General features: G+C 67.3%; 24 protein-coding genes and 1 tRNA gene. 12 read left to right on the top strand and 13 right to left on the bottom strand.

Annotated elements, in window-relative coordinates; genetic code table 11:
• Positions 1 to 12 precede the first annotated feature (12 nt).
• Positions 13 to 693 (bottom strand): helix-turn-helix transcriptional regulator, encoded by a 681-nt coding sequence (locus MPARV_RS0115815; protein ID WP_020378971.1) that lies wholly within the window; start codon positions 691 to 693, stop codon positions 13 to 15.
• A 39-nt stretch (positions 694 to 732) separates the two neighbouring features.
• On the opposite strand from MPARV_RS0115815, the gene MPARV_RS0115820 reads away from it, so the two are divergent.
• Positions 733 to 2118: an Mrp/NBP35 family ATP-binding protein gene (locus MPARV_RS0115820; RefSeq protein ID WP_081582398.1), complete on the top strand. Its 1386-nt coding sequence runs from the start codon at positions 733 to 735 to the stop codon at positions 2116 to 2118.
• A gap of 13 nt (positions 2119 to 2131) precedes the next feature.
• Here the strand turns inward: MPARV_RS0115820 and MPARV_RS24955 are convergent, their stop codons facing one another.
• The gene (locus tag MPARV_RS24955; RefSeq protein ID WP_020378973.1) at positions 2132 to 2998 is read right to left on the bottom strand and encodes an NUDIX hydrolase; all 867 of its coding nucleotides are present in this window, start codon (positions 2996 to 2998) and stop codon (positions 2132 to 2134) included.
• A gap of 83 nt (positions 2999 to 3081) precedes the next feature.
• Here MPARV_RS24955 and selA point away from each other — a divergent pair, with 83 nt between their 5' ends.
• Both selA and selB read left to right on the top strand, forming a co-directional pair.
• Positions 3082 to 4398: an L-seryl-tRNA(Sec) selenium transferase gene (selA, locus tag MPARV_RS24960; protein ID WP_020378974.1), complete on the top strand. Its 1317-nt coding sequence runs from the start codon at positions 3082 to 3084 to the stop codon at positions 4396 to 4398.
• Between the two features lie 49 nt (positions 4399 to 4447).
• Entirely contained in the window at positions 4448 to 6208 is a 1761-nt protein-coding gene (selB, locus tag MPARV_RS0115835; protein ID WP_020378975.1) for a selenocysteine-specific translation elongation factor, read from the top strand.
• A gap of 25 nt (positions 6209 to 6233) precedes the next feature.
• Here selB and MPARV_RS23870 read toward each other — a convergent pair whose 3' ends face one another.
• Both MPARV_RS23870 and MPARV_RS0115840 read right to left on the bottom strand, forming a co-directional pair.
• On the bottom strand, positions 6234 to 6503 hold the full coding sequence (locus MPARV_RS23870; RefSeq protein ID WP_012223439.1) for a WhiB family transcriptional regulator: 270 nt from the start codon (positions 6501 to 6503) through the stop codon (positions 6234 to 6236).
• 159 nt (positions 6504 to 6662) lie between these two features.
• A complete protein-coding gene (locus MPARV_RS0115840; RefSeq protein ID WP_012223441.1) occupies positions 6663 to 8054 on the bottom strand; it encodes an NfeD family protein in 1392 nt (463 codons plus the stop codon).
• Positions 8055 to 8077: 23 nt separating this feature from the next.
• Between MPARV_RS0115840 and MPARV_RS0115845 the strand changes: the two genes are divergently transcribed.
• Positions 8078 to 9046 (top strand): ArsA family ATPase, encoded by a 969-nt coding sequence (locus tag MPARV_RS0115845; RefSeq protein ID WP_012223443.1) that lies wholly within the window; start codon positions 8078 to 8080, stop codon positions 9044 to 9046.
• Between the two features lie 11 nt (positions 9047 to 9057).
• Positions 9058 to 10212, top strand: a complete 1155-nt coding sequence (locus MPARV_RS0115850) for an ArsA family ATPase (protein WP_012223444.1) — start codon at positions 9058 to 9060, stop codon at positions 10210 to 10212.
• 28 nt (positions 10213 to 10240) lie between these two features.
• On the opposite strand, the gene MPARV_RS0115855 is transcribed toward MPARV_RS0115850, so the two are convergent.
• Positions 10241 to 10585: an STAS domain-containing protein gene (locus MPARV_RS0115855; protein WP_012223445.1), complete on the bottom strand. Its 345-nt coding sequence runs from the start codon at positions 10583 to 10585 to the stop codon at positions 10241 to 10243.
• Positions 10586 to 10827: 242 nt separating this feature from the next.
• On the opposite strand from MPARV_RS0115855, the gene MPARV_RS0115865 reads away from it, so the two are divergent.
• Positions 10828 to 11250, top strand: a complete 423-nt coding sequence (locus MPARV_RS0115865) for a response regulator (protein ID WP_157789683.1) — start codon at positions 10828 to 10830, stop codon at positions 11248 to 11250.
• A gap of 87 nt (positions 11251 to 11337) precedes the next feature.
• Here MPARV_RS0115865 and MPARV_RS0115870 read toward each other — a convergent pair whose 3' ends face one another.
• The 3 genes from MPARV_RS0115870 to MPARV_RS0115880 are packed head-to-tail and all read right to left on the bottom strand — an operon-like array spanning position 11338 to position 14346.
• Positions 11338 to 12717 carry an FAD-binding oxidoreductase gene (locus MPARV_RS0115870; RefSeq protein ID WP_012223447.1) on the bottom strand — a complete coding sequence of 460 codons (1380 nt, stop codon included), beginning with the start codon at positions 12715 to 12717 and terminating at the stop codon, positions 11338 to 11340.
• A complete protein-coding gene (locus MPARV_RS0115875; RefSeq protein WP_012223448.1) occupies positions 12692 to 13582 on the bottom strand; it encodes a decaprenyl-phosphate phosphoribosyltransferase in 891 nt (296 codons plus the stop codon). The genes MPARV_RS0115870 and MPARV_RS0115875 overlap by 26 nt, the downstream gene beginning before the upstream one ends.
• Positions 13579 to 14346 (bottom strand): decaprenylphospho-beta-D-erythro-pentofuranosid-2-ulose 2-reductase, encoded by a 768-nt coding sequence (locus MPARV_RS0115880; RefSeq protein WP_031278884.1) that lies wholly within the window; start codon positions 14344 to 14346, stop codon positions 13579 to 13581. Before MPARV_RS0115880 ends, MPARV_RS0115875 begins: the two co-directional genes overlap by 4 nt.
• Positions 14347 to 14558: 212 nt before the next feature.
• Between MPARV_RS0115880 and MPARV_RS0115885 the strand changes: the two genes are divergently transcribed.
• Together MPARV_RS0115885 and MPARV_RS0115890 are read left to right on the top strand one after the other, a co-directional pair.
• A tRNA-Pro gene (locus MPARV_RS0115885) sits at positions 14559 to 14633 on the top strand.
• 84 nt (positions 14634 to 14717) lie between these two features.
• Positions 14718 to 14972, top strand: a complete 255-nt coding sequence (locus tag MPARV_RS0115890; RefSeq protein ID WP_012223451.1) for a MazG nucleotide pyrophosphohydrolase domain-containing protein — start codon at positions 14718 to 14720, stop codon at positions 14970 to 14972.
• Positions 14973 to 15000: 28 nt separating this feature from the next.
• On the opposite strand, the gene MPARV_RS0115895 is transcribed toward MPARV_RS0115890, so the two are convergent.
• Together MPARV_RS0115895 and MPARV_RS0115900 are read right to left on the bottom strand one after the other, a co-directional pair.
• On the bottom strand, positions 15001 to 16032 hold the full coding sequence (locus MPARV_RS0115895) for an aspartate-semialdehyde dehydrogenase (RefSeq protein ID WP_012223452.1): 1032 nt from the start codon (positions 16030 to 16032) through the stop codon (positions 15001 to 15003).
• Between the two features lie 69 nt (positions 16033 to 16101).
• The gene (locus MPARV_RS0115900) at positions 16102 to 17343 is read right to left on the bottom strand and encodes an aspartate kinase (protein WP_012223453.1); all 1242 of its coding nucleotides are present in this window, start codon (positions 17341 to 17343) and stop codon (positions 16102 to 16104) included.
• A gap of 95 nt (positions 17344 to 17438) precedes the next feature.
• Here MPARV_RS0115900 and MPARV_RS25690 point away from each other — a divergent pair, with 95 nt between their 5' ends.
• Positions 17439 to 18245, top strand: coding sequence for a peptidylprolyl isomerase (locus tag MPARV_RS25690; RefSeq protein ID WP_012223454.1), 807 nt, complete (start codon positions 17439 to 17441; stop codon positions 18243 to 18245).
• 10 nt (positions 18246 to 18255) lie between these two features.
• On the opposite strand, the gene MPARV_RS0115910 is transcribed toward MPARV_RS25690, so the two are convergent.
• On the bottom strand, positions 18256 to 18933 hold the full coding sequence (locus tag MPARV_RS0115910; protein ID WP_012223455.1) for a Type 1 glutamine amidotransferase-like domain-containing protein: 678 nt from the start codon (positions 18931 to 18933) through the stop codon (positions 18256 to 18258).
• 85 nt (positions 18934 to 19018) lie between these two features.
• On the opposite strand from MPARV_RS0115910, the gene MPARV_RS0115915 reads away from it, so the two are divergent.
• From MPARV_RS0115915 to MPARV_RS0115925, 3 genes are read left to right on the top strand one after another with little or no spacing between them, the layout of a single operon-like run.
• Complete coding sequence (locus MPARV_RS0115915; RefSeq protein WP_034392820.1) at positions 19019 to 19870, top strand: 3-hydroxyacyl-CoA dehydrogenase family protein; 852 nt, start codon at positions 19019 to 19021, stop codon at positions 19868 to 19870.
• Between the two features lie 32 nt (positions 19871 to 19902).
• Positions 19903 to 20667, top strand: a complete 765-nt coding sequence (gene aat / locus MPARV_RS0115920; RefSeq protein WP_020378983.1) for a leucyl/phenylalanyl-tRNA--protein transferase — start codon at positions 19903 to 19905, stop codon at positions 20665 to 20667.
• A 10-nt stretch (positions 20668 to 20677) separates the two neighbouring features.
• On the top strand, positions 20678 to 21226 hold the full coding sequence (locus MPARV_RS0115925) for a VOC family protein (protein ID WP_012223459.1): 549 nt from the start codon (positions 20678 to 20680) through the stop codon (positions 21224 to 21226).
• 1 nt (position 21227) lies between these two features.
• On the opposite strand, the gene MPARV_RS0115930 is transcribed toward MPARV_RS0115925, so the two are convergent.
• Together MPARV_RS0115930 and MPARV_RS0115935 are read right to left on the bottom strand one after the other, a co-directional pair.
• The gene (locus tag MPARV_RS0115930) at positions 21228 to 21857 is read right to left on the bottom strand and encodes a class I SAM-dependent DNA methyltransferase (RefSeq protein WP_031278892.1); all 630 of its coding nucleotides are present in this window, start codon (positions 21855 to 21857) and stop codon (positions 21228 to 21230) included.
• Position 21858: 1 nt separating this feature from the next.
• Complete coding sequence (locus tag MPARV_RS0115935; RefSeq protein ID WP_012223463.1) at positions 21859 to 22143, bottom strand: hypothetical protein; 285 nt, start codon at positions 22141 to 22143, stop codon at positions 21859 to 21861.
• Positions 22144 to 22208: the final 65 nt, after the last annotated feature.

Raw genomic sequence — 22208 nt, forward strand, 5'->3', positions numbered from 1 at the left:
CCTGGGTCGGGCCTACGCGTCGATCGACACCTGTTCGGTTTGGGGGACGTCGAGCACGACACAGCAGGGTTGGCGGGCGGTTCGATCGTGAAAGTCGACGGGGACGTCATCACCGCGCGCCTCGAGCAGCCCTTCGATGAGGCCGCGGTGCAGCGAGCACACCAACTCTGGGTTGGCCTCGGCCAGCTCGGAGAACGGGCAATGCCCGAACCAAATCCAGCTTGCATCGTCCTCGGCCGCCACGACTTCGGGGTCGAATCCCCAGTCGCTCAGCAGCGCCTTGGTGGCCTCCAGGGCGTCACCGTGCCGGCCCGACGCCAGCGTGCGTCCATGAGACCGACCGACCTCGGCGGCATCCTCGCCCGACAGGCCCGCCTCGGATGCCAGCGCCAGCAGCATGCCCGCAATCGCCGGATACACCGGCGGTTCCAAACCCAGGCTGGGGGCGTCCGCGGCCAGGGAGTACAGGTGCTGAGGACGGCCCACGCCACCGCTGGTTCGAGGTCGCACCTGCAACAATCCGAGCTCGCGCATGCGTTCCAGGTGGGGGCGCACCGTATTGGGGTGCAGATCGAGCAGCTTGGCCACGTCCGAGGTGGAGCGGGGTGACGGCGAACGCGCCAGCTCCAGATAGATGGCGTATCGGGTGTTGTCGCCGAGCGCTTTGAACATCGCCAATTGGTCGGACTTCACGACTCCAGTTTACACGGCCACCGCCAGTAGAATGTGGTCATGGCGACTCCGGCCCCTCTCCCAGCGCCCTCCGAAGACGAGGTTATGGCCATGCTCACCCACGTGATCGACCCGGAGTTGGGGGCCGACATCGTTGAGCTCGGCATGGCGCGTGACGTGGTGGTCGCATCACCGGAGCAGCTCCCCAAGCGGGTGTCACGCATCGTGTTGAGCCGCACCGACAGCGGGCCCGACCGGGGTTCGGGTGGCACGTCCGATGGTGCGGTGGTCGTGGTCACACTGGCGCTCACCACAGCCGGTTGTCCCCTTCGGGCGCAGCTGCGCAGGGACATCATCGAACGGGTCGGTTCGCTGCCCGGGGTCGCCGAGGTGCGCATCAACTGGGCGGAGATGACCCAGGACGAGAAGGCTGCCGCCATGGCCATCGCCCGCAAGCGGGCCGTCGAGCGGGCACCGGACGACCTGTTTGGCGAGCAGACCCGGGCCATCCTGGTGGCCTCGGGCAAGGGCGGTGTCGGCAAGTCGTCGGTGACCGCAAACCTGGCCGTCGCCCTGGCCGGACGAGGCTTCACCGTCGGTGTGGTCGATGCGGACATCTGGGGGTTTTCCATTCCTCGGATGCTGGGCATCGATGGACGCCTCGAGGCCGCCGAGGATGCCGCACCCACCGGCGGCGACAACCACGACAGCGAGGTTTCCTCGTCCGCCAAGATCCGGCCACACGGCATTTCAATCCCCGGCATTTCCAGCCCCGGTGTGGGATCGTCGCCGGGCCGCATCGAGGCGGTCTCGATGGGGTTCCTGGTGGACGACGAATCGGTGGCCTTGATGTGGCGCGGGCTGATGTTGCAACGAGCCGTGCAGCACTTCTTGGAGGACGTCGCCTGGGGCGACCTGGACTACCTGCTGGTGGACCTGCCTCCAGGTACCGGCGATGTGCAGATGGGCCTGGCCCGACTGCTGCCTCGTGCCGAACTGCTCGTGGTGACCACCCCATCGGTGGCGGCAAGCAGGGTGGCCCGTCGGGCCGTGTCGATGGCTCGCAAGAACTATCTGCGCGTGATCGGAGTGGTGGAAAACCTGTCGCACTACGTGGCCCCCGACGGGTCGGTCCACGAGATCTTCGGGTCGGGTGGCGGCGACTATCTGGCCCACGAGGCAGGCGTCCCCCTCCTGGGGAAGATCCCCATCGAGCAGGCGGTGGCGACCGGCGGCGACGACGGCAAGCCCGTCGCGCTGCAACTCGGCGCCACCCGCCCGGGCTCCGGCAACGACCCCGCAATCGGGGCGGGACCGGCAGCACTGGCGTTCGGTGCCCTGGCCCGGCTCATTGCCACCGAGGTGTCACCCCCCATCGAGATGACGAGCTGCACCGCCCACATTGCCCAGCCCGTCCCCAGCGAGACCGCCGTTCAGATCGGCTGACGCCGAGACCCGGTCAGTCCAGCGGGGCGGCGGTTTCCGCATCGAAGCGGCTGCCATCGGGCAGCCGAATCACCAGGCGCTTGCCCTCGGTGATGAGTTCCGGCGTCACGGCCGTCGGGTCATCACGCCCATCCAACGCCACCAAGGCTTCGGTGGCGGTTGTAAACCGGTTCAACCAGTGCATGGTGACCACGGTTGGGAAGATCATGGTGATCGTGCCCGCGGCCGCCTCCGCCAAAGCCTGCGCCGGTGCCACCCAACGGGTCGACACCAGCTCGACATCGTCATGCAACGCCACCTGGCGGGGCGGCGCCAACGCCACGTAGAAGCGCGTGTCGTATCGGCGGTTGGCACCCAGCGGGGTGGTCCAGCGCGACAAGGGCATCAGCCGGTCGACCTGCAACACCAGGTCTTCGGCCACGCACAGCTGACCCATGTTGGCCGAGCCCGAGTCGATCAACTCACGCCACGACGGGGTGCTCGACGGGGCCGCTCCGGGAATCAGCCCGTCGATCAGCCGAGCCGCCTCGGGTTCCTGCAGCGACACGGTGTGCTCTTGATGGCTGCGTCGGGCCAGCAGCAACCCTGCCTCTTCGAACGCCTCCCGAACCGCTGCCACCCTCGGGGCCAGTTCCCAACCGGGCCGCAGCGACGCATGGGCGATCCGAGGCTGGACGACGGGATCGTCGTCGGGGTCCACCGCACCCCCCGGAAACACGTAGGCCCCGCCCACGAAGTCCGAGTCGAGGTTGCGGCGCATCATCAGCACCTCGAGGCCGGGCCCCGGAGTGCCGGTGGGTTCGGTTCCATCACTGTCCCGCAGCAGCACGACGGTGGCCGCATCCAGCACGGGCACCGACTCCGGGTTCTCTGCAATCATTCCGACAGGCACGGGCGACCACGCTACTCGCAGCACTCACGTCCCATGCCTCCCCCACCGAATCCACAACTAACCTGCCGCGCGTGCATCCGCCCTCGATCGATCGCCTGGCCCGGGCCCATGCCGGCTCCGGGTTGCCCCACCCAACCCTGGTGGGGCTGGCCCGCCGGGTGGTGGCCGAGGTGCCCGCCGACCAGGTCGAGGGGGTCCTCGACTCGGCCGTCGCCAAGCGGGTGGCCCTTGAGGCCCGGGAGGTGATCAACGGCACCGGCGTGTTGCTGCACACCAACCTTGGGCGGTCCCCGGTGTCGGCGTCGGGCAACGACCGATACACCAACCTGGAGTTCAGCCTGGCCGACGGTGGGCGCGGCCCCCGGGCTGCGGCGGTGACCGACCTGGCCACCATGCTCACCGGCGCCGAGGCCGCACTGGTGGTCAACAACTGCGCCGCGGCTGTCATGTTGGCGTTGGCCACGCTGGCCAACGAACGGGGCGTCATCGTCAGTCGCGGCGAACTGGTGGAGATCGGCGGGGGGTTTCGGGTTCCGGACGTGCTGGCCCAGTCGGGCGCCACGCTGGTGGAGGTGGGCACCACCAACCGAACCAACGTGGGCGACCTCGTCACGGCCCTAGAGCCCAACGGTGGTGCGGCCGATCCGCCGGTGGCCATGGTGCTCAAGGTTCATCAGTCCAACTACCGCATCATCGGCTTCACCGAATCGGTCTCGGTGGCCCAGGCGCGAGAGGCGGCGCCGGACGAGGTGGTGGTGATGGCCGATCTCGGCTCTGGTCTGCTGGACGCGCGGTGCCAATGGTTGGCCGGGGGGCCTCCATCCTGGCTGGGCGACGAGCCCGGGGTCGCCCAGGTCCTTGCGGACGGGGCCGATCTGGTGGCCGTGAGCGGCGACAAGCTGATGGGCGGGCCCCAGGCAGGGTTGCTGGTGGGCCGTGCCGACCTCGTGGATCGCTGCGCCCGCCACCCACTGATGCGGGCCGTTCGTTGCGGCGGCGGCACGCTGAGGATGCTCGAACGCACCCTCACGGCCTACGCCAACCGCGACCTGGACGGATTGCCGTTCTGGTCCTTGGCCACCACCACCTGCGATGCCCTGCGGCAACGCGGAGCCTCGATCCTGACCCAACTCCCCAACGACCGGTCCGTCGAGATGATCGACACGGTGGCCACCACCGGTGGCGGAACCCTGCCGGGCGCCGACATCGCGTCCGTCGGCCTGGCGCTACCGGGTGACCGCGTGGCCGCCTTGCGGGCGTCCGAGCCACCGGTGATCGCTCGGGCGGCCGAGGGAACCACCGTGATCGACCTGCGCACTGTTTTTTCCGACCAGGACGCTCCTGTTACGGCTGCGCTGGCCCGGCTGCTCGACCTCACGCGGGCATGAACGCCGGCAACCGGACCACCACGGCCTCCGCCACAGGCCCGGACACACCATGACGGTGCTCGGCACGGCAGGCCACGTCGACCACGGAAAGTCCACCCTGGTACGCGCCCTCACCGGCGTCGATCCAGACACGCTCGCCACCGAGCGGGAGCGCGGGCTGACGATCGATCTGGGCTTCGCCGTGGCCCCGCTGCCATCGGGTCACCGGGTGCATCTGGTCGACGTTCCCGGCCACGTCAGGTTTCTGAAGAACATGCTGGCCGGCGCCGGCGCTGTGTCCGGGGCGATCTTCGTGGTCGATGCGCTGGAGGGCCCTCGGGCACAGAGCATCGAGCACTTGCGGCTCCTCGAACTACTCGGCGTGCATGAAGGTGTGGTGGTCATCACGAAGGCCGACCTCGTCAGCGCCGACCGACTCGATGATGCAACCTTGGAAACCCTCGTGCTGCTCGAGGGCTCACCGCTCGCCGACGCCGACCCCATCGTCGTCGACTCGGTGTCGGGGCGGGGTCTGGACACGCTGCGCCAGGCCTTGGACACCCTCGTCGAGCGGATTGAGAAGGGCAACCAGGCCGGCCGAGCCGGCGCCGGCCGAACCCGACTCTGGGTGGACCGGGCATTCACGGCCGCCGGGGCGGGCACCGTCGTCGCCGGGTCACTTACCGGGACGGCACTCGAGGTGGGTGACACGATCGAGCTGCAACCCGGTGGAGGGACGGCACGCATCCGCGAGCTCCACTCCGATCATGCAGCGGTCGACCGGGCCGATCCGGGTAACCGCTACGCCATGGCACTCAGCGGAGTTGCCCGCAGCCAGGTCGGACGCGGCATCGCGGTGGTGAGGCCCGATGACTGGTGGCCAACGACCATGGTGGACGCTTCGGTCAGCGTGCTGGGCGACCTCGACCATGAGCTGTCCCGCCGCGGAGCCCACGTGCTGCACCTGGGCTCCGGCGAGTGGCCGGTACGCGTGCGGGTGCTTGGCTCCGACGCAATCGAACCGGGTGACCAAGGGTTCCTTCGCCTCCACCTGCCTCGGCCGCTTCCGCTGGCACCCGGCGACCACTACGTACTGCGTGAGAGTGGCCGTGGCGAGACGATGGGCGGCGGCACCATTTTGGAGGTGGACCCACAGCGGCGCGCAGCGGTGGCCCTCCCCAGCGCCGATCCTCAACGGGTGATCTCCGACCGAGGCTGGGTGAGCTCCCGGGACTTTCGTCGACTGACCGGCTGCGACCGTGCACCCGACCTCGGCGACTGGCTGGTGGACATCGATGTCCGCGTGGAGGCCGAGCGTGCACTGGTTGCCCGGGTGGAGTCGGCAGGAGCCGTCGGGCTGGCGCTGGCCGAACTCTCCGGGCACGACCGGGTGTTGGCCGATTCGCTGGGCCGGAACGGCGACCACCTCGAAGTGCGTGACGATCGCCTGGTGCTCCCGGGCACCGTGCTGCATCACCCATGGCTCGACGAGGTGGCGGCCGGGGGGTTCGATCCACCTCCCCCATCGGGCATCGACCCGGCTGCCCTGCGCAGCTGGGTGGCCGACGGACGACTCGTCAAGGTGGGCGAGGTGTGGTGGTCGGCCGAAGCGATCGGCGAGGCGGCCCGCCGCCTTGCCACCGAACTCTCCGCCCATCCAGACGGCATCACCGTGGCCGAGGTGCGCGATGCGCTCGACAGCTCCCGCAAACCCACCCTGGCGCTGTTGGGCCTGTTCGACGAACGTGGCCTCACCCGACGACGTGACGATCTACGCATTCGTGGGCCCCGCCTCGACGCGGTTGCCAACGGGCACCCCATCAACACCTAAATCGCCGGCGGCGGCCCCACCGGCGTCAGCTGGCGGCCAATTGACGCTCCATCATCGACTTGCGCTCAGACTCACTGAGTCCACCCCAGATTCCATGCGACTCGCGAATTTCCATCGCATAGCTCAGGCAATCGGATCGAACCGGACAGATCCCACAAATAGCCTTGGCACGACGTTCCCGCTCGAGACGATCGTGCTTGCGCTCCGACTGACTCGGTGGAAAGAAAACCTCGGACTGTGGACCACGACAGGCGGCCTGCAACTGCCAGGCAACCGGCGACAACTGAATGCTCACGCTCTTCCCCCGATGAGCTCGCTGGTGATTAGGCTTACGACTGTAGGTAAGCCGACCCGTCGTCCGAAAGTCAACAGGCAAAGAATCAACGATTTCGGCCACCCCGGGCCAAAGCGGTCGCCGGTCATGGGGCGGCCCGCCCGCACCACCAGCCCCGGATCAGCGCTTGCGCATCTCCCGGTAGTCCTTGGCGCCGCCCGCTTCCGGCTCCACCTCCAACAGCAGGCCGTCCACCTCGACCACCCGGGCTCGATCCCCTACCGCCAGCGGGGTGGAGCGGTTGGCCCGGGCCTTCCACAGCGCGCCCTGAACCCGAACGGTGCCCTCGGGATCCACGGCCTCGGTCACATCCCCCAGTTCGCCCACCATCCAGGTGCGTCCGATGGTGGGCGTGCCAAAGCGGGCCCGCACCATCGAGGGCATGCCCGAGAACATGACCGACGCCATTCCCACGATGCCGACCGCCACGGCGATCCACGGGAACGGGACACCATCAAACAGGGTGAGCGAGCCGATCGTGAAGCCGACCATGCCCACGCCCGCCCAGAACCGCGGGATGCCGGTTTGCACGTCGACGGCAAAGGCCACCGTCGATGCCACCAACAACGCCACCGCCCAGTTGCGCACCGGCAACACCCCAAGGCCGTATCCGCCCAGCAGCAACGCGACGGCACCCACCACGCCGGCCACCCCGACCCCGGCCGTAAAGAACTCAAACAACAACAGGCCCAACCCGATCACAAAGGCCAGGTACGCGACTGCCGGGCTGGCCGCGGTGTGCAGCAACTGACTGGGCAGGTCCAGCTTGACGAAACGCACCTTGGTCACCGGCACTCGTTGTTGCTTGCCGTCAACCGTCTCCACCTTGGTGTCGAACCAGTCCAGGCGGCCAAGCGCGTCCACCAACACCGGCGCCGTCGAGTCGACCAGGCCCGCCTTCTGGGCCTCCTCCGCCCCGATGGGCGTGTCCAGCAACGCAGGGTCCGATGGCAGGAGGTTCCCGAACTCGTCGGGGTCCAGCCGCTGGGTGCGGTCGAAGCGCAACGTGGAGCCCGGAGCCTGGGATGCACTGGGACTGAGGGTGACCAGCTCGGCTGCCCCACCGTTGGCCTCCGAGCCACTGGGGCCGACCCATACGGCCAGCTTCTTCGAGAACCGGTCGAGCCGACGGGCCAGGTTGGTGAACTCTGCGTCGGAGAGCACCACTCCGGGGCTGTCGATCTGCAACACCACCCCCACAAAATCCTCCCGTCCCAGCGCCTCGTCCAGACGATCGATAATGCTGTCCGCCACCAACGGATCGATCAGACCGGTGACCGTCACCAACGTGACACAGCCGGCCTTGCCACAGTCCTGACTCGGGGATGCCTGCGACGGCGTCAGCTGCGTGATCTGCGACGACGGCGCCGCCTGCGTTGTCTGCGAGGCGCCGGCGGTCGAGGCCCCCACCAGCCCCACGAGCGCGGCCAACGACCCCACCACCAACGCTGCGCCCACCACGACGCGGACGGCCCGGCGGGGCTCAAAGACTGGTTGAACTAGTGTGCCCACAGGCAGGCCTCCGAGGGGAGAACGTGGATTCGACGCAGTTCTTCGCTGCATCCCGACTCATCATCGTTGCTGGCAAGGGTGGCGTCGGCAAGACGACGGCCAGCGCTGCCCTGGCGGTTGCCGCCGCCCGGAGCGGCCTGTCAGTGCTTTTGGTGGAGTTGGAGGGCAAAACCGGGCTCTCGCGCCTCTTGGGTTGCGAACCCCTTGGTTACGAACCCGTCCAGGTACCGCTGCCCGGTGAGGTTACGGGTTCGCTGACCGCAAGGCTGATCACTCCCGACGAGGCACTGCTTGACTACCTTGCCGACCATGGGCTGAAACGGGTGGGCAGGGCCATGGTGAGTTCGGGCATTCTCGAGATCGTCTCGACCTCCACCCCCGGCATTCGCGACCTGCTGGTGCTGGGCAAGATTCGCCAACTGGAAACCGAGGGGGCCGCCGACCTGATCATCCTCGACGCTCCCGCAGCCGGTCACGCCATCACGTTCCTGCGCAGCGCCACCGGCATTGCCGAGGCGGCCACCAGTGGGGCGTTGCACAGCCAGGCCACCGAGGCCCTCGCCATGCTGGGCGACCCCACCCGCACCCGGGTCATGCTGGCGACGCTGCCGGAGGAGACCCCCATCAACGAACTGATCGACACCGCGTACAGCCTGGAGGAGGACGTGGGCGTGATGCTCGGTCCGGTCATCATCAACGGCACGTGGCCGCCTCTGCCAGGGCTGGAGACGGACGTTGAGCAGGCAGCCAAAGCTGCCGACGTGTCCCTCACCGACGACGAGGTCGTCTCGCTGGGTTCGGCAGGGGCCTACCGGACCGAACGCTGCGACATGCAACAGGGTCAACTGGCTCGCCTCGCACGGGAACTGCCACTCACCACCCTCAACCTGGACTTCGTGTTCACCAACGAACTCGACCAGAGCGATCTCACCCGGTTGGCAGACGAGCTCCTGGCCGGAATCGATGCCCTCGACCCAGCCCTGACCGACTGAGAGCAGGCGCCATGAGCCCCACCAAGTCGGTGCCTGACGGCCCCCCTCCCCACGACCCGGCCGACCCGGCAGACATGACCCAACTGGTGGACACCGCCGAGGTGATCATCTGTTGCGGATCGGGAGGCGTGGGCAAGACCACCACCGCCGCCGTGATCGGGCTCGCCGCTGCGGAACGGGGACGCCGGGTCGCCGTGGTCACCATCGACCCGGCCCGCCGCCTGGCCGATGCGCTGGGTCTTGACCACATCGGGGCTGAACCGGCCCGTATCACCGGCCAATGGCCCGGCGAACTGTGGGCGCTGATGTTGGACGCCAAGTCCACCTTCGACTCGCTGGTGACCCGCTACGCGGCGGATGAGGATCAGGCAAACCGAATACTGGTCAATCCCTTTTATCGCAACATCTCAGGCACCCTCTCGGGCACCCAGGAGTACATGGCATCCGAGAAGCTCTACGAGTTGCATCGCAACGAGGCCTTCGACCTCGTGGTCGTCGACACTCCACCCACACGCAATGCACTCGACTTTCTGGAAGCACCGGAGCGACTCTCACGGTTCCTCAATCACCGGCTGTACCGGGTGGTCACCGCTCCCAGTCGCGGCTTGCTGAAGATGTTCAATGCCGCCACCGCCGCCCTGCTGCGCCAGGTGGGCAAAGTGGTTGGCTCCGAAGTGATCAGCGATGCCGTGGCGTTCTTTCAGGCCTTCGAGGGCATGGAGGAGGGCTTCAGGCTTCGGGCCAACGCGGTGACCGAGCTGTTCGCCGACCCGAGGTGTGCCTTCGTGCTGATCACCGCCCCCCGGGAGGACTCAGTGGCCGAGGCCCGCTACTTCGCACATCGGCTGCTCGATGACGGCATCAACATCAAAGCGTTGATCGTCAACCGCATGCACCCCCCGTTCGGCGAAGCCGACCCGGCGGCCGACGAGGCCGCGCTGACGGCGTTGCAGCACTCGCCGGGCGGCGAGGCAATGATCGACTACCACCGTGCGCGCTGCGACCTCCGGCGACTCGCTCGGGAGGAACGCTCCAACCTGGCCGAACTCACCGCCCAGGTGGGCTCGGCGGCGGTGGTGTACGTCCCCTCGCTTGCAACCGACGTACACGACGTCGAAGGGCTCAAGCGGGTTGGCCGATCGCTGCTGAGCAGCGATCCGTCCTGAGGCCCCACGGCTCTTCAACCCAACCGGGTCAGCCCTGCTCACCCGACTTCAACGACAGTCGGGCCTCGTCCACGCTGCCCACCACCGACACGATCTTGTCGAAACCGGTGGTTTGCAGCAGGCGCACCAGCGTGCTTCGGTTACACGACACCACGATGTCTCCGCCCGCATCTCGGGTGCGACGTATTCCCCCCGCCAGCGCTCCGAGCCCGGCAGAGTCCATAAACGGCACTCCCGACAGGTCGATGATGACGTTGCCCTTCGTGGCGGCTTCGGTCAGCCGCTCTCGAAAGGCAGGCACGGTATAGGCATCCAGGTCGCCAACCGGTTGACACACCGTGACCCCATCTGCGTGTTCGATCTCGATCTCCAACGATCCACTCCCCCCACATGAGCGTCACCGACGAAAGCTGCTCAGACACGATGACGTTTCGAGACTCTAGATCGTCGGCCACCAATCGGGTAGCCCCCCGGCGACAGCTCACTACTCCAGCCTCACCCCACACACGTCGAAACCCAACAGGTTCATCGGAGCCCCACACTCCAGCCTCACCCCACACACGTCGAAACCCAACAGGTTCATCGGAGACTCGGGCTGCACTACGATGGATGGTCGTGGAGTACGTGCTGGTCGCGACCGATTCCGATGCCCTCGCCGACGATGTGGACGCCACCCTGGGCGACGACCGCTGTGAGGTCGGTCGGGTCAACAGCGGGGCGGAGGTGTTCGGTGCGGTGCGGGAGCGCCAACCCGACCTGGTGGTGCTCGACCTGCAGATCGGCAACATGGGTGGCATGGCCACCTCGTTGCACCTGCGCAACGAGGAGGGCGGCCGGCGGTTGGCTCCCCAGCGGATCCTTCTCCTGCTCGACCGGGGCGCCGACGTGTTCCTGGCCGGGCAGTCCGAGGCGGACGGCTGGATGATTAAGCCGATCGACTCATTCCGCCTCCGTCGGGCCGCAGCGGCTGTTGCGGCCGGGCGAGGCTGGTTCGAACACGCCGACGGCACCATCGACGAGGGCGAACCCGCCGTCTGAGCTGATCTCGACACCGGCGGCCACACGCAACCGTGCCGCCGTTCCCCCACCTCTCTTTCGTGACCGGCCCGAGCTGAGCCAAGCCCCTCAGGTGAGACCGAGCCGCTCGGAGAGGTCGCTGCGGAACACCCCGCGGGGATCCACCGACGCCCGCACCTCTCGCCAATCGTCCAGCCTCGGGTACATCACCGGGAGCAGCTCCGGTCTCATGCGGGCATCCTTGGCCAGGTAGATCCGACCTCCCGCCTCGGCAACCTGCTCGTCGAGTCGATCCAACAGCCGGGGCAGGTCCGGGTCGCCCACCGGCACATCCACTGCCAAGGTCCATCCGGCCGTCGGAAAGGACAGCGGCGCCTGGTTGCCCGGCCCCAAACGCTTCAGCACGGTCAGAAACGACCGGCCCCCGGTTTGGGTGAACTGGCGCATGATCCCCGCCAAAACGTCGGTGGCGGTGTCGGGCACCACGCACTGCCACTGCAGGAACCCGTTGGGCCCGTAGATGCGGTTCCAGGACCCCAGCAGGTCCAATGGGTGAAAGAAGGTTGGGATCGAGTTGATGACCTGCTTTGGACGCCTGGGGGCCTTGCGGTACCACACCTCATTGAACGCCCGAATGGACACCGGGTTGAGCACCACCGGCGGCGGGGTCACCGGCACGTCCACCGGCAGCCCGGGGTCGAACGCGAACGGCCGATCTGACCATCGGCGGGGCAGCTCCTCGGGACGGGCAAACCGTCCCGAGGTGATCACCGAACGTCCGGCGCCGGCACCGCCGGCGGCAAGGTCCAACCACGCAACCGTGTACTCGGCCTCGCGGTCCAGTTCGATCAGGCGGGCAATCGAGTCGCTCAAGTTGGTGGTGCGCTCGGCCAAGACCACCAGGCGCGACGAGGTGATCGGCTGGGCCTGAAATGTGACCTCCTCGATGACCCCGGTCAATCCCATGCCACCAACCGTGGCCCAGTACAAGGACGCCTCCGCGTGAGGACCGATGACCCGTCGTTCGCCGTCGGCGGTGCGTAAGACCATCGAGGTGACGTGCGACCCAAACGACCCATGCCGATGATGGTTCTTGCCGTGGATATCAGCGGCGATGGCCCCGCCCAGGGTGACAAACCGCGTGCCCGGGGTGACCGGCACGAAGTAGCCCCGTGGCACCAAAACCCGCAACACGGTGTCGATGCTGGTGCCGGCCCGGACCCTGCACTCGCCCGTCTCGACGTCGAGTTCAACGTCGGTCAGACCGGTCAGGTCCACCACTCGGCCCCCCGCCCGCTGGGCAGCGTCGCCATAGGAGCGTCCCAGCCCGCGGGCCACCATGCCCCGCGCGGGCGGGTCGGCCAACGCCGCGGTCAACTCGGCCGCCGAGGCCGGTGCCAACACCTCGGCTCGGGTGGGGCTGGTTCGGCCCCAGCCGCTCAGCAGCGCAGTGCGCTGCGGTTCAGGAAAAGAATACGCCCGCGCCATACACACCCATCCATACCAGCGACAGCACCAGCATCTGACGATCACGAACCAACACGTACTCCGGCTCGGCCGCCTCGCCCCGATCGACGATCAGCACGAATCGCAGCACCGCTGCGGCGAACGGCGCCAGGGACACCTTGAACAGCACATCCCCGGCACCACCCTGCGTGGCGATCGCCGAGTCGAATGCCCAGAGGGCATATCCGGCCAACGCCAGGGATGCCGCGATCACCTCAACCGAGCGCAGGTATCCGGAGGTGTACTCGGTCAGCACAGGCCGGGTGGCACCCGTGTCGCCCAGGTGCGCCAGTTCGGACGAACGCTTGCCGGTCACCATCAGCAGCGCACCGGCGGACACCACCACGAAAAACCAGGGCGAGATGGGCACATCGGCCGCAACGGCGCCGGCTACGGCCCGCACAACGAAACCGGCAGCGACCGCCACCAGCTCGATCACCGCAAGGTGTTTCAGCCACAGCGAGTACGACGTGGTCAGCACCACGTAACCCAAGACGACCCACACCAGGTGTGGCCTGAGCAGCGATACAGCGATGGCTCCGGCCAACGTGGCCAGTCCCCACACAATGCCGACACCCACCGGAACAGCACCCGAGGCGAAGGGGCGATGCCGCTTACGGGGGTGGACCCGATCCTGCTCGAGATCACGCAGGTCGTTGAGCACATAGGTGGCACCTGCGGCCAGGCTGAACGCAACGAACGCAATCACCACGTCGATCACGCCCTCGACGCTGCCCAACACCCCCGCGCCCAGCGGGGCCGCCAGCACCAACAGGTTCTTGGTCCATTGTTGGGGTCGCAGCGACCGGATCAGACCGACGAGCAGCGAAGTTGGTCGCTCGCTCACCGCTTCGAGATCTTGCGCCAGATCGGTCCGGGCATGACCGAGAGCACACCGAAGACACCCTGAAGCGGCGCCGGAGCCCAGATCACCCTGCGGCCCCTGAGCAGACCCACCACGGCGGCCTCGGCCACCTCATCCGGGTCGGCGCTGAAGGGTTGCTCCTCCATGCCTTCGGTCATCCGGGTGCGAACGAAGCCCGGACGCAGAACCGACACTCGCACCCCCGTGCCCTCAAGGTCGTCGGACAGACCCCTTCCGAACGCGTCCAACCCCGCCTTGGTGGAGCCATACAGATAGTTCGAGGCCCGAGGGCGAACCGCAGCCACCGACGAGATCATCAGCATGCGTCCGTGTCCCTGGCTGCGTAGCTGAGCTGCTGCGGCCAGACTGGCCGATACCGCCCCGGCAAAATTCACGTCGACCAGTGCCGCGGCGCCGACCGGATCGTCCACCAACGACCCCTGATCGCCGAGCTGACCATGGGCCACCATCACCAGGTCGAGGTCTCCGACGGCCTCGACGGCGTTGGCCACCACGGCCTCGTGCTGGTCGTGCCTGACGGCGTCGAACTCCACGACGTGCACCGTGAGGCCTGCGCCTTCCAGCTCGGCCCGGGCTTCGGCCACCCGGGCGGAGTTGGGATCGCGCACCGCAACGACCACCTGCCGCAAACGGCCGACGCTCAGTTTGTTGGCGATGGCCAGCGCGATCTCCGAGGTGCCGCCGAAGATCAGGGCGGTGCGCGGCTCGGCGTGGGCGTCTTCCAAGGCGGGTTCCTTCGTCTCAAGCACCCGATCAACGGGGGATCGGCCCAACAAACCCTACCGGAGGTTCGCAGATTGACCGGTTACCCGGCGCTGCCACCCGAGCTGGCCTTCCCTGCCCGACCCTGATGCACCTCGGAAGCCATGGAACCCGAGCCCCAATCCAAACGCATTGTCGTGATCAGCCGATCCAGCGTTAGCATGTGGCCCTACTCCGGGGAGTAGCGCAGCTTGGTTAGCGCGCCACGTTCGGGACGTGGAGGCCGGGAGTTCAAATCTCCCCTCCCCGACTGCGTCGAGCTTCAGGGAGTCACCGGCGGGTGACCCCTGAGGCTCGCAGCCCGCCTTCGGATCCAAGTGCTGTACTGAGGCCCATGGAACTCGCTGAGGTTCAGACCCTGATGGATCGCCTGTATGGCGACGCGGACCGCGAGCGCGGAGTACCCGCCACGGTGGCGTGGCTCTGTGAGGAGCTGGGTGAGCTGGCTCAGGCGGTGCGCAAGGGCACCCGGGCCCAGCAGGTGCACGAGTTCGGTGATGTACTGGCCTGGCTGGCGTCGCTGGCCAACCAATGCGGCATCACGCTGGACGAGGCCATGGAGCGCTACGTCAACGACCCGCCGGTGTAATCGGCACAAGTCCGGTTGGGAGCGTTCCTCAGGCGAAACGACCCCGCTCGATGAGCGCCTCGGCGATCTGGATGGTGTTCAGCGCAGCCCCCTTGCGCAGGTTGTCACCCACCACGAACATCGCCAGGCCGTGCTCAACGGTGGGGTCAACCCTGATGCGGCCGACCAGCGACGGGTCGCGTCCGGCCGCATCCAACGGCGTTGGCAGGTCGCTCAGCTCAACCCCGGGGGCGTTCGACAGCAACCCGGTGGCCCGATCGGGGCTGATCGGACGGGCAAAACGAGCGTTGATCGAAAGCGCATGCCCGGTGAAGACAGGGACCCGGACGCAGGTTGGCGACACGACCAAGTCGTCAATACCCAAGATCTTGCGACTCTCGTCACGCAGCTTCTGGTCCTCGTCGGTCTCACCCGAGCCGTCATCCACAAACGACCCACACCGGGGCACCACGTTGAACGCGATGGGTGCGGGAAATGCTTTCGGGGTGAGCCCGTCGGCCAACGAGCCGTCCTCGGTCAGCCCGACACGTCCAGCCCCCAGCTGGGTCACCTGTGAGTCCAGTTCCTCCACCCCGGCCAATCCGGCCCCGGAGATGGCCTGGTAGCTGCTGACGACCAGGTGGGTCAGCTTGGCCTCGGCGTGCAGTGGGCCAAGCACCGGCATGGCCGCCATCGTGGTGCAGTTGGGGTTGGCGATGATGCCGAGAGGAAGATCGTCCAGGGCTGCGGCATTCACCTCGGGCACCACGAGCGGTACCTGAGGATTCATACGCCAGGCGGAGGAGTTGTCGATCACGATCGGGCCGGCCGCCGCCACCTGGGGGGCAAGCGCCTTCGAAGTTGCCCCACCAGCGGAGAACAACGCCAGGTCGAGGCCTGCGTAGTCAGCGGTGGAGGCATCCTCCACCGTCACCTCGCGGCCGGCCGCCAACACCACCTTGCCCGCCGAACGGGCCGAGGCGAACAGCCGCAGCTCTTCGATGGGAAAGTTCCGCTCTGCCAGGAGGCGCGCCATGACGCCCCCGACCTGGCCGGTGGCTCCTACGATTCCGATTCTCATGGCCCCCAGGCTAAGCCGTGAACCGCGGGTGCCCAACCGGGTTTGCCCGCCGGAGTGGGCTGATGACCCCTACCCCCCGAACTCCACGGCGTCGTCGCCCTGTCCCAGACCGAAGCGCTTGTGCAGCACCATGACAGCACGCTCGGCGTCGGCCTCCGCAACCACGCAACTGATGCGGATCGTGGAGGTGGAGATCATGTCGATGTTGATTTCGTTGGCGGCCAACGTCTCGAACATTGCCGCCGCGACCCCCGGATGCGACTTCATACCCGCCCCGATCACGCTGACCCGGGCGATGTCGGAGCTCGCTGACACCCCGCTTGCCCCAAGCTCGCCCAGCAACCCGTTGACCCCGGCCAAGGTGGCCTCCAGCTCATCGTGGGGCACCGTAAAGGAAATATCGGTCTTGTGATCCTCCGAGGTGTTCTGCACGATCATGTCCACGTTGACCTGCCGCTCCGCCAGCGACCGGAACAGCGTTCCGGCCACCCCCGGGCGATCGGGCAGGCTGGCCACGGTCACCTTGGCCTGGCTCGGGTCGTGCGTGATGCCTCGGATGACGGCTTGTTCCATGTCGGGTTCCTCCTCGACGATCCAGGTGCCCGGTTCCCACGTGAACGCCGAGCGAACGTGCAGCGAAACCCCATGGCGTGAGGCGTACTCCACCGATCGCATCGCAGGCTTGGGGCAGCCGGTGGCGCACATCTCCAACATCTCGTCGAAGCTGATGCGCTTGATCTTGGTGGCCTCGGGCACGAGGCGGGGGTCGGTGGTGAACACGCCCGAGACATCGGTGTACAACTCACAACTGTCCGCTCCGAGCATCTCGGCCAGCGCCACCGCGGTGGTGTCCGATCCGCCGCGGCCGAGAAACGTCACGTCGCCGTCGGTTGAATAGCCCTGCGAGCCGGCCACCACCGGCACCTGACCGGCTTCGAGTGCCGATCGAATGCGGTCGCCCTTGACCTCCACGATCTTGGCCGACGTGTGGTTGGTGTCGGTGATGAAACCGGCCTGACTCCCGGTGAACGACGCTGCCGGCACTCCAATATCGGCAAGCGCCATCGATACCAGGGCAACCGCCTTGCGCTCACCGGCCGTGATCAACATATCCATCTCGCGTCCCGGCCGGTTGGACGACACGTCCTTGGCCAGCGCCAGCAGGTGATCGGTCTCCTTGCCCATCGCCGACACCACGAGCACGACGCGATCGCCGCGCCGACGAGTGCGCGCCACGTTGTCGGCCACCTGACGGATTCGATCCGCGTCGGCAACCGAGGTGCCTCCGAACTTCTGCACAACCGTCTTCACAGCCCATCCAGGCTACACGGTGGTGGATCATCTTCTTTCGGGACCGTCTCCCGGGCGAGGCATATCGCCGCGCGGCAACGGTAGGGTTGCCCGCCGTGGGTACCGAGCGACGAGAACGCCAAAAGGAACAGCACCGTCAACACCAGGAGTCGGTTCGCACCGCCCTCAAGCGTGAGCAGCGCCGCCGCAACCTGATCGGCGGGGTTGCGGCACTCGCCGTGTTGGCCGTCATCGGCGTTGCCACATGGGCCCTGTTTGGCGACGACAACACCTCGTCATCGCCGTCGCCCGAGAGCGAGACCGCAGCGGAGGCGGTCTCCGAACTGCCCTGCCCACCCAAGGACGGCACGCCCAAGCGCATCACCACCTTCGATGCCCCACCCAAGATGTGTATCGACCCCACGCAGACCTACACCGCCAAGGTCGCAACCAGCGAGGGCGACTTCACGGTTGCCTTGGACGCCAAGGCAGCCCCCAACACCGTCAACAATTTCGTGGTACTGGCCCGATCACACTTCTACGACGGCATCCCGTTTCACCGCATCGTCCCCGACTTCGTCATCCAGGGCGGCGACCCCACCGACACCGCTGACCTCACGCAACTGGGTGGCGGGGGCCCGGGCTACACCATCGCCGAGGAGCCCCCTGCCGACGGCCTCTATGCGCCCTACGACCTGGCCATGGCCAAGACCCAGGAGCCCAACAGCACCGGGTCGCAGTTCTTCGTGGTCACCGGCGACCCGGCACCACTCAACTCCAGCCCCACCTACTCGCTGTTCGGCAAGGTGACCGACGGCAAGGACGTCGTCGACAAGATCGGCAACCAAAAGGTGAGTGGTCCCAATGGCGACACCCCGGAACAAGCCGTGAAAATCGAATCGATCACGATTTCCGAGAAGTAACGACGCCCACTCAGCGATGCAGGTCGGCGGGCAGATCCGCCACCTCGGCCTGATGGGCATCAACGTAGACCGCCACCCGGCCCGGCCCCTCGGCGCTCCACGACCCGCCTGGGGATCTCACCAGCGCCGTCTGAGCGTCCAGGCCCACCACCGGCAGACCGGACGGCGCCAGCGACACCGTGCGGTGCAGCGTCTCGGCGGACCAACGCTCGTAGCGCGGCAGGACGGTCAGGGTGTTGATCAGGTCGAGTCCCACCGTGAACGCTCCGCCTCGGGGATCGGGCAGCGCGTCGCAGAACACCGACGCAGCTTCGCCGGCTCCCACCAACGTGGCGCCCCGCTCGAATGCGTCGATCACGGCATCCCACAGCGGGGTATCGAACAACACCGACCGCAGGTGCATGGGCGAGCCCCCGGTGAGATACAGCCACTTGGCCGACGCGGCGCGCTCAGCCCATTCGGGCTCGAACGCCTGGGCCCGCTGGTACACCGGAAGGACGTTGATGGACAGGCCCAGCGCGCCTAACGACCGTTCGGCGCGCTCCACCCGGGCGCCGGGATTCTCGTAGGCCGTCGCCGTCGGAAGGATGGACACCTCGGTCGCCGAAGATTCCTTCGCCAGCGCGGCATCCAGGGTGACACCCTCGGTCCATTCGGCTCCGCCCAGCAGGGCCAGCGTTCCGCTCATCTCAGCTCCTTCGAGGTGGACCGAGATGCTGCCACACAGGCCCGGCATGGCACGAGACGCCCCATGGTCTGTACCCTCCGGCGCCATGACTACACGCGTTGGCATTATCGGATCGGGAATCATGGGCTCAGGCATCGCCGAGGTGGCGAGCCGGGCGGGCTACGAGGTGATCCTGCGCTCACGCAAGCAGGAATCGGCGGATGCCACGCTGGCCAAGATGGACTCCAATCTGAAGCGTGCGGTCGACAAGGGTCGGCTTTCCGAGGAGGACCACGCCGCCATCCTGGGTCGGGTCACCGCCACGGCCGACCTGTCGGCCGTCGCCGACTGCGACCTGGTGATCGAATCGGTCGTCGAGGATCTCGCCACCAAGTCCGCCCTGTTCACCGAACTCGATCAGGTGTGCGGACCCGACACGATCCTGGCAACCAACACCTCGACCCTGGCGGTCACCGAGTTGGCGGTTGCCACCGGGCGCCCGGACAAGGTCTGCGGCATTCACTTTTTCAACCCCGCGACGGCGATGAAGCTGGTCGAGATCGTGACGCCGATGACGGCGAGCGACGAGACGATCGAGGCCGCGGTCGCCTTCGCCACCAAGTGCGGCAAGGATCCGGTCAAGGTGGCCGACCGGGCCGGGTTCATCGTCAACCACCTGCTGTTCCCGTACCTCAACAACGCCGTACGCATGCTGGAGAACGGCACCGCCAGCCGCGAGCACATCGACCAGGCGATGATGGGCGGTTGCAACTTCCCGATGGGCCCCCTGGCGCTGCTCGATCTGGTGGGCCTGGACACGTCCGTCGCCATTCTCGATGCCCTGTATGACGAGTTTGGCGACCACCATTACCGGGTGGTGCCGCTGCTGCGTCGCATGGTGACCGCCGGATACCTGGGTCGAAAGTCCGGTCAGGGCTTCTACGACTACAGCAGGTAGCGGCTCGTTTCGGATCGCAGGGCGGTGGGTCAATGGACCTGATGTGGAGCTTTCCCCGGCCCGACCCCGACGCTGACGACCTGGTTGCCGCCGGCGCCGACCTGCGACCCGAGACATTGGTGGCCGCCTACGCCGCCGGGTATTTCCCGATGCCACTCGTCCACAGCCCGCTGGACCTGCTCCGACGCGCCGGAACGGACGCCCCCGGGTTCGGCTGGTACTCGCCAAGGCACCGGGGCGTGCTGCGTCCCGAGGCTCTGGTGGTGTCGGGGTCGCTGGCGAGGGCGACGCGTCGGTACCACCTCAGCGTCAACGGAGCGTTCGAGACGGTGATCGAGCGCTGTGGGGATCCCGCCCGTCGAGGTCACTGGATCACCGCTGAGATCGTCGAGGCCTACGAGCGCCTTCACGCGCTTGGCATTGCTCACAGCGTGGAGGTCTGGGACGCGGACGACCAACTGGTCGGCGGCGTGTACGGCGTCTCGCTGGGTGCGCTCTTCGCCGGCGAATCCATGTTCCACTCTGCACGTGACGCCTCCAAGGTGGCACTGGTTGGGCTGGTCACCCTGCTCACCGAAGAGCGCACCGCGGGCAAAATGTTGATCGACACGCAGTGGCAGACGGACCACCTGGCGTCCCTCGGCATCGAGGAGTGGGATCGCGAGCGGTACCTCGACGGGCTCCCCGCGCTGACTTCCACCAATCCGCCGGACGTCGCCCGCTGGGCGGCCACACCAACCGAATTCACGCAGCGAACCCGAGCCAGAGCCACAGCGCTTCGATCGACCCGTCGGTAGGCTCGGCCTCATGGGAGTTCACCACGTCGCCTACGCAACCGCCGACCTGGACGCCACTCACCGCTTTTACACCGAGATCATGGGATTCTCGCTGGTGAAGACGGTGTCGGCGCCCACACCCCAGGGTGGCTGGGCAAAGCACCTGTTCTATGCCACCACACCCCCAGGCCATGTGGGCAGTCCAGGCATGATCGCGTTTTGGGACCTGCACATCCCCGACCTGGAGCCGCCCAAAACCGCCATCTCGGTCGACCTGGGCCTACCCGACTGGGTCAACCACCTGGCCTTCGACGCCGTCAACGAGCAGCGTTTCGCAGCCAAACGCGACGCCATGATGAACGCCGGGTTGGAGGTGGTCGAACTGGACCACGAATTCTGTCGCAGTGTGTACGCCCACGATCCCAACGGCATCCTGGTGGAGTGGTGCCTGGACGTGCGACCATTCACCGCCGCTGAGGCCACCCAGGCCGAGACCAAGCGTCTGGCCGAGCAGCCCGAGTTTGATGACCTGCCCGACCTGGTCTCCTACCAGGCCGCTACCGAGCCTCAGATCCCGTGATTCAGGGCGTGTGGCGCGGGCGCCTGTGCACCGCCACCACGTAGCCACCGTCCGGGTCGAACACCTGTCGATCCCAGGTGCTCCAGCGTTCCACCGGCACCAATCCAGCCGCCTCGCAGTCGGCATCGAAGCAGTCGAGCGGGTAGCGCCCGGCCTGAAGCTGAAACCCGCAGATCAGCGCGCCTCCCGGCACCAGGTGGGCCGCCAGGTTGGCGACGGTCGCCGTTTCCGTTCCGGGCGCCAGGAAGATCATGACGTTGCCCGCGGCCACCACCACGTCGAACCGGCGAGCCTCAGCCGTGTCGTCGGCGATGACCAGGGTGGAGATGTCACCGATGAGCCACTCGCCGTCGGGGTCACGCGCCACCGCAGCAGCCAACATGCCCCGGTCGGCATCGACACCCACCGACTCGATGCCACGCCGCCGGAGTTCCATCGCCACCCGTCCGGTGCCGCATCCCGCATCGAGGACGGACCGGGGCTGGAAGCCGGCGACAAACGTGGCCTCGCCGTGCACGTCCTCGCCCGAGGCCGCCAGCCGCGCAAAGCGCTCGTCGTAGGCGGCTCCTCGCGGGCCGTCGGTCGTGGCCCACCGTGAACTCGCCTGCTGACCCATCGCGCTCCCGTGCATCTCAACCAATCGTGATGTGACCGTAGATCACGCAGAACCCGGCGGCGTCGACCAACAGGATGCTGCCCACCACGGCCAGCACCACCCGACGACGCCAGCCACCCACGACTTCGGCCCTGCTTCCGGGCTGGGGCATGTACCAGTCGGGCAACAGCTCAAACTCGTGCCCACCGGTCAACTCGTCAAAGCTCACCGCGTTGTCGGGCACCTCAACATCAGGGTCGGCTGCCAGCGCCTGAGTGACCAACTCGTCGGCGTCCACCGACACTTCATCATCAACGCGCACCTCTCGAACCTATCCCCATGAAAGCCAACCTCCGGCGCGGCACCGCCGTCGCTGAGGCCGGCTAC

It is taken from the genome of Candidatus Microthrix parvicella Bio17-1, assembly GCF_000299415.1.
Lineage (GTDB): Bacteria > Actinomycetota > Acidimicrobiia > Acidimicrobiales > Microtrichaceae > Microthrix > Microthrix parvicella.

Bases quoted from the DNA above. Each gene is read 5' to 3' on its own strand.
- MPARV_RS24955 (WP_020378973.1), bottom strand. From the start codon at position 2,998: ATGATTGCAGAGAACCCGGAGTCGGTGCCCGTGCTGGATGCGGCCACC.
- MPARV_RS0115930 (WP_031278892.1), bottom strand. From the start codon at position 21,857: ATGCACGGGAGCGCGATGGGTCAGCAGGCGAGTTCACGGTGGGCCACG.
- MPARV_RS0115910 (WP_012223455.1), bottom strand. From the start codon at position 18,933: ATGAGCGGAACGCTGGCCCTGCTGGGCGGAGCCGAATGGACCGAGGGT.
- MPARV_RS0115890 (WP_012223451.1), top strand. From the start codon at position 14,718: ATGGAACTCGCTGAGGTTCAGACCCTGATGGATCGCCTGTATGGCGAC.
- selB (WP_020378975.1), top strand. From the start codon at position 4,448: ATGACGGTGCTCGGCACGGCAGGCCACGTCGACCACGGAAAGTCCACC.
- MPARV_RS0115915 (WP_034392820.1), top strand. From the start codon at position 19,019: ATGACTACACGCGTTGGCATTATCGGATCGGGAATCATGGGCTCAGGC.
- aat (WP_020378983.1), top strand. From the start codon at position 19,903: ATGGACCTGATGTGGAGCTTTCCCCGGCCCGACCCCGACGCTGACGAC.
- MPARV_RS0115870 (WP_012223447.1), bottom strand. From the start codon at position 12,717: ATGGCGCGGGCGTATTCTTTTCCTGAACCGCAGCGCACTGCGCTGCTG.
- MPARV_RS0115925 (WP_012223459.1), top strand. From the start codon at position 20,678: ATGGGAGTTCACCACGTCGCCTACGCAACCGCCGACCTGGACGCCACT.
- MPARV_RS0115820 (WP_081582398.1), top strand. From the start codon at position 733: ATGGCGACTCCGGCCCCTCTCCCAGCGCCCTCCGAAGACGAGGTTATG.
- MPARV_RS0115850 (WP_012223444.1), top strand. From the start codon at position 9,058: ATGAGCCCCACCAAGTCGGTGCCTGACGGCCCCCCTCCCCACGACCCG.
- MPARV_RS0115895 (WP_012223452.1), bottom strand. From the start codon at position 16,032: ATGAGAATCGGAATCGTAGGAGCCACCGGCCAGGTCGGGGGCGTCATG.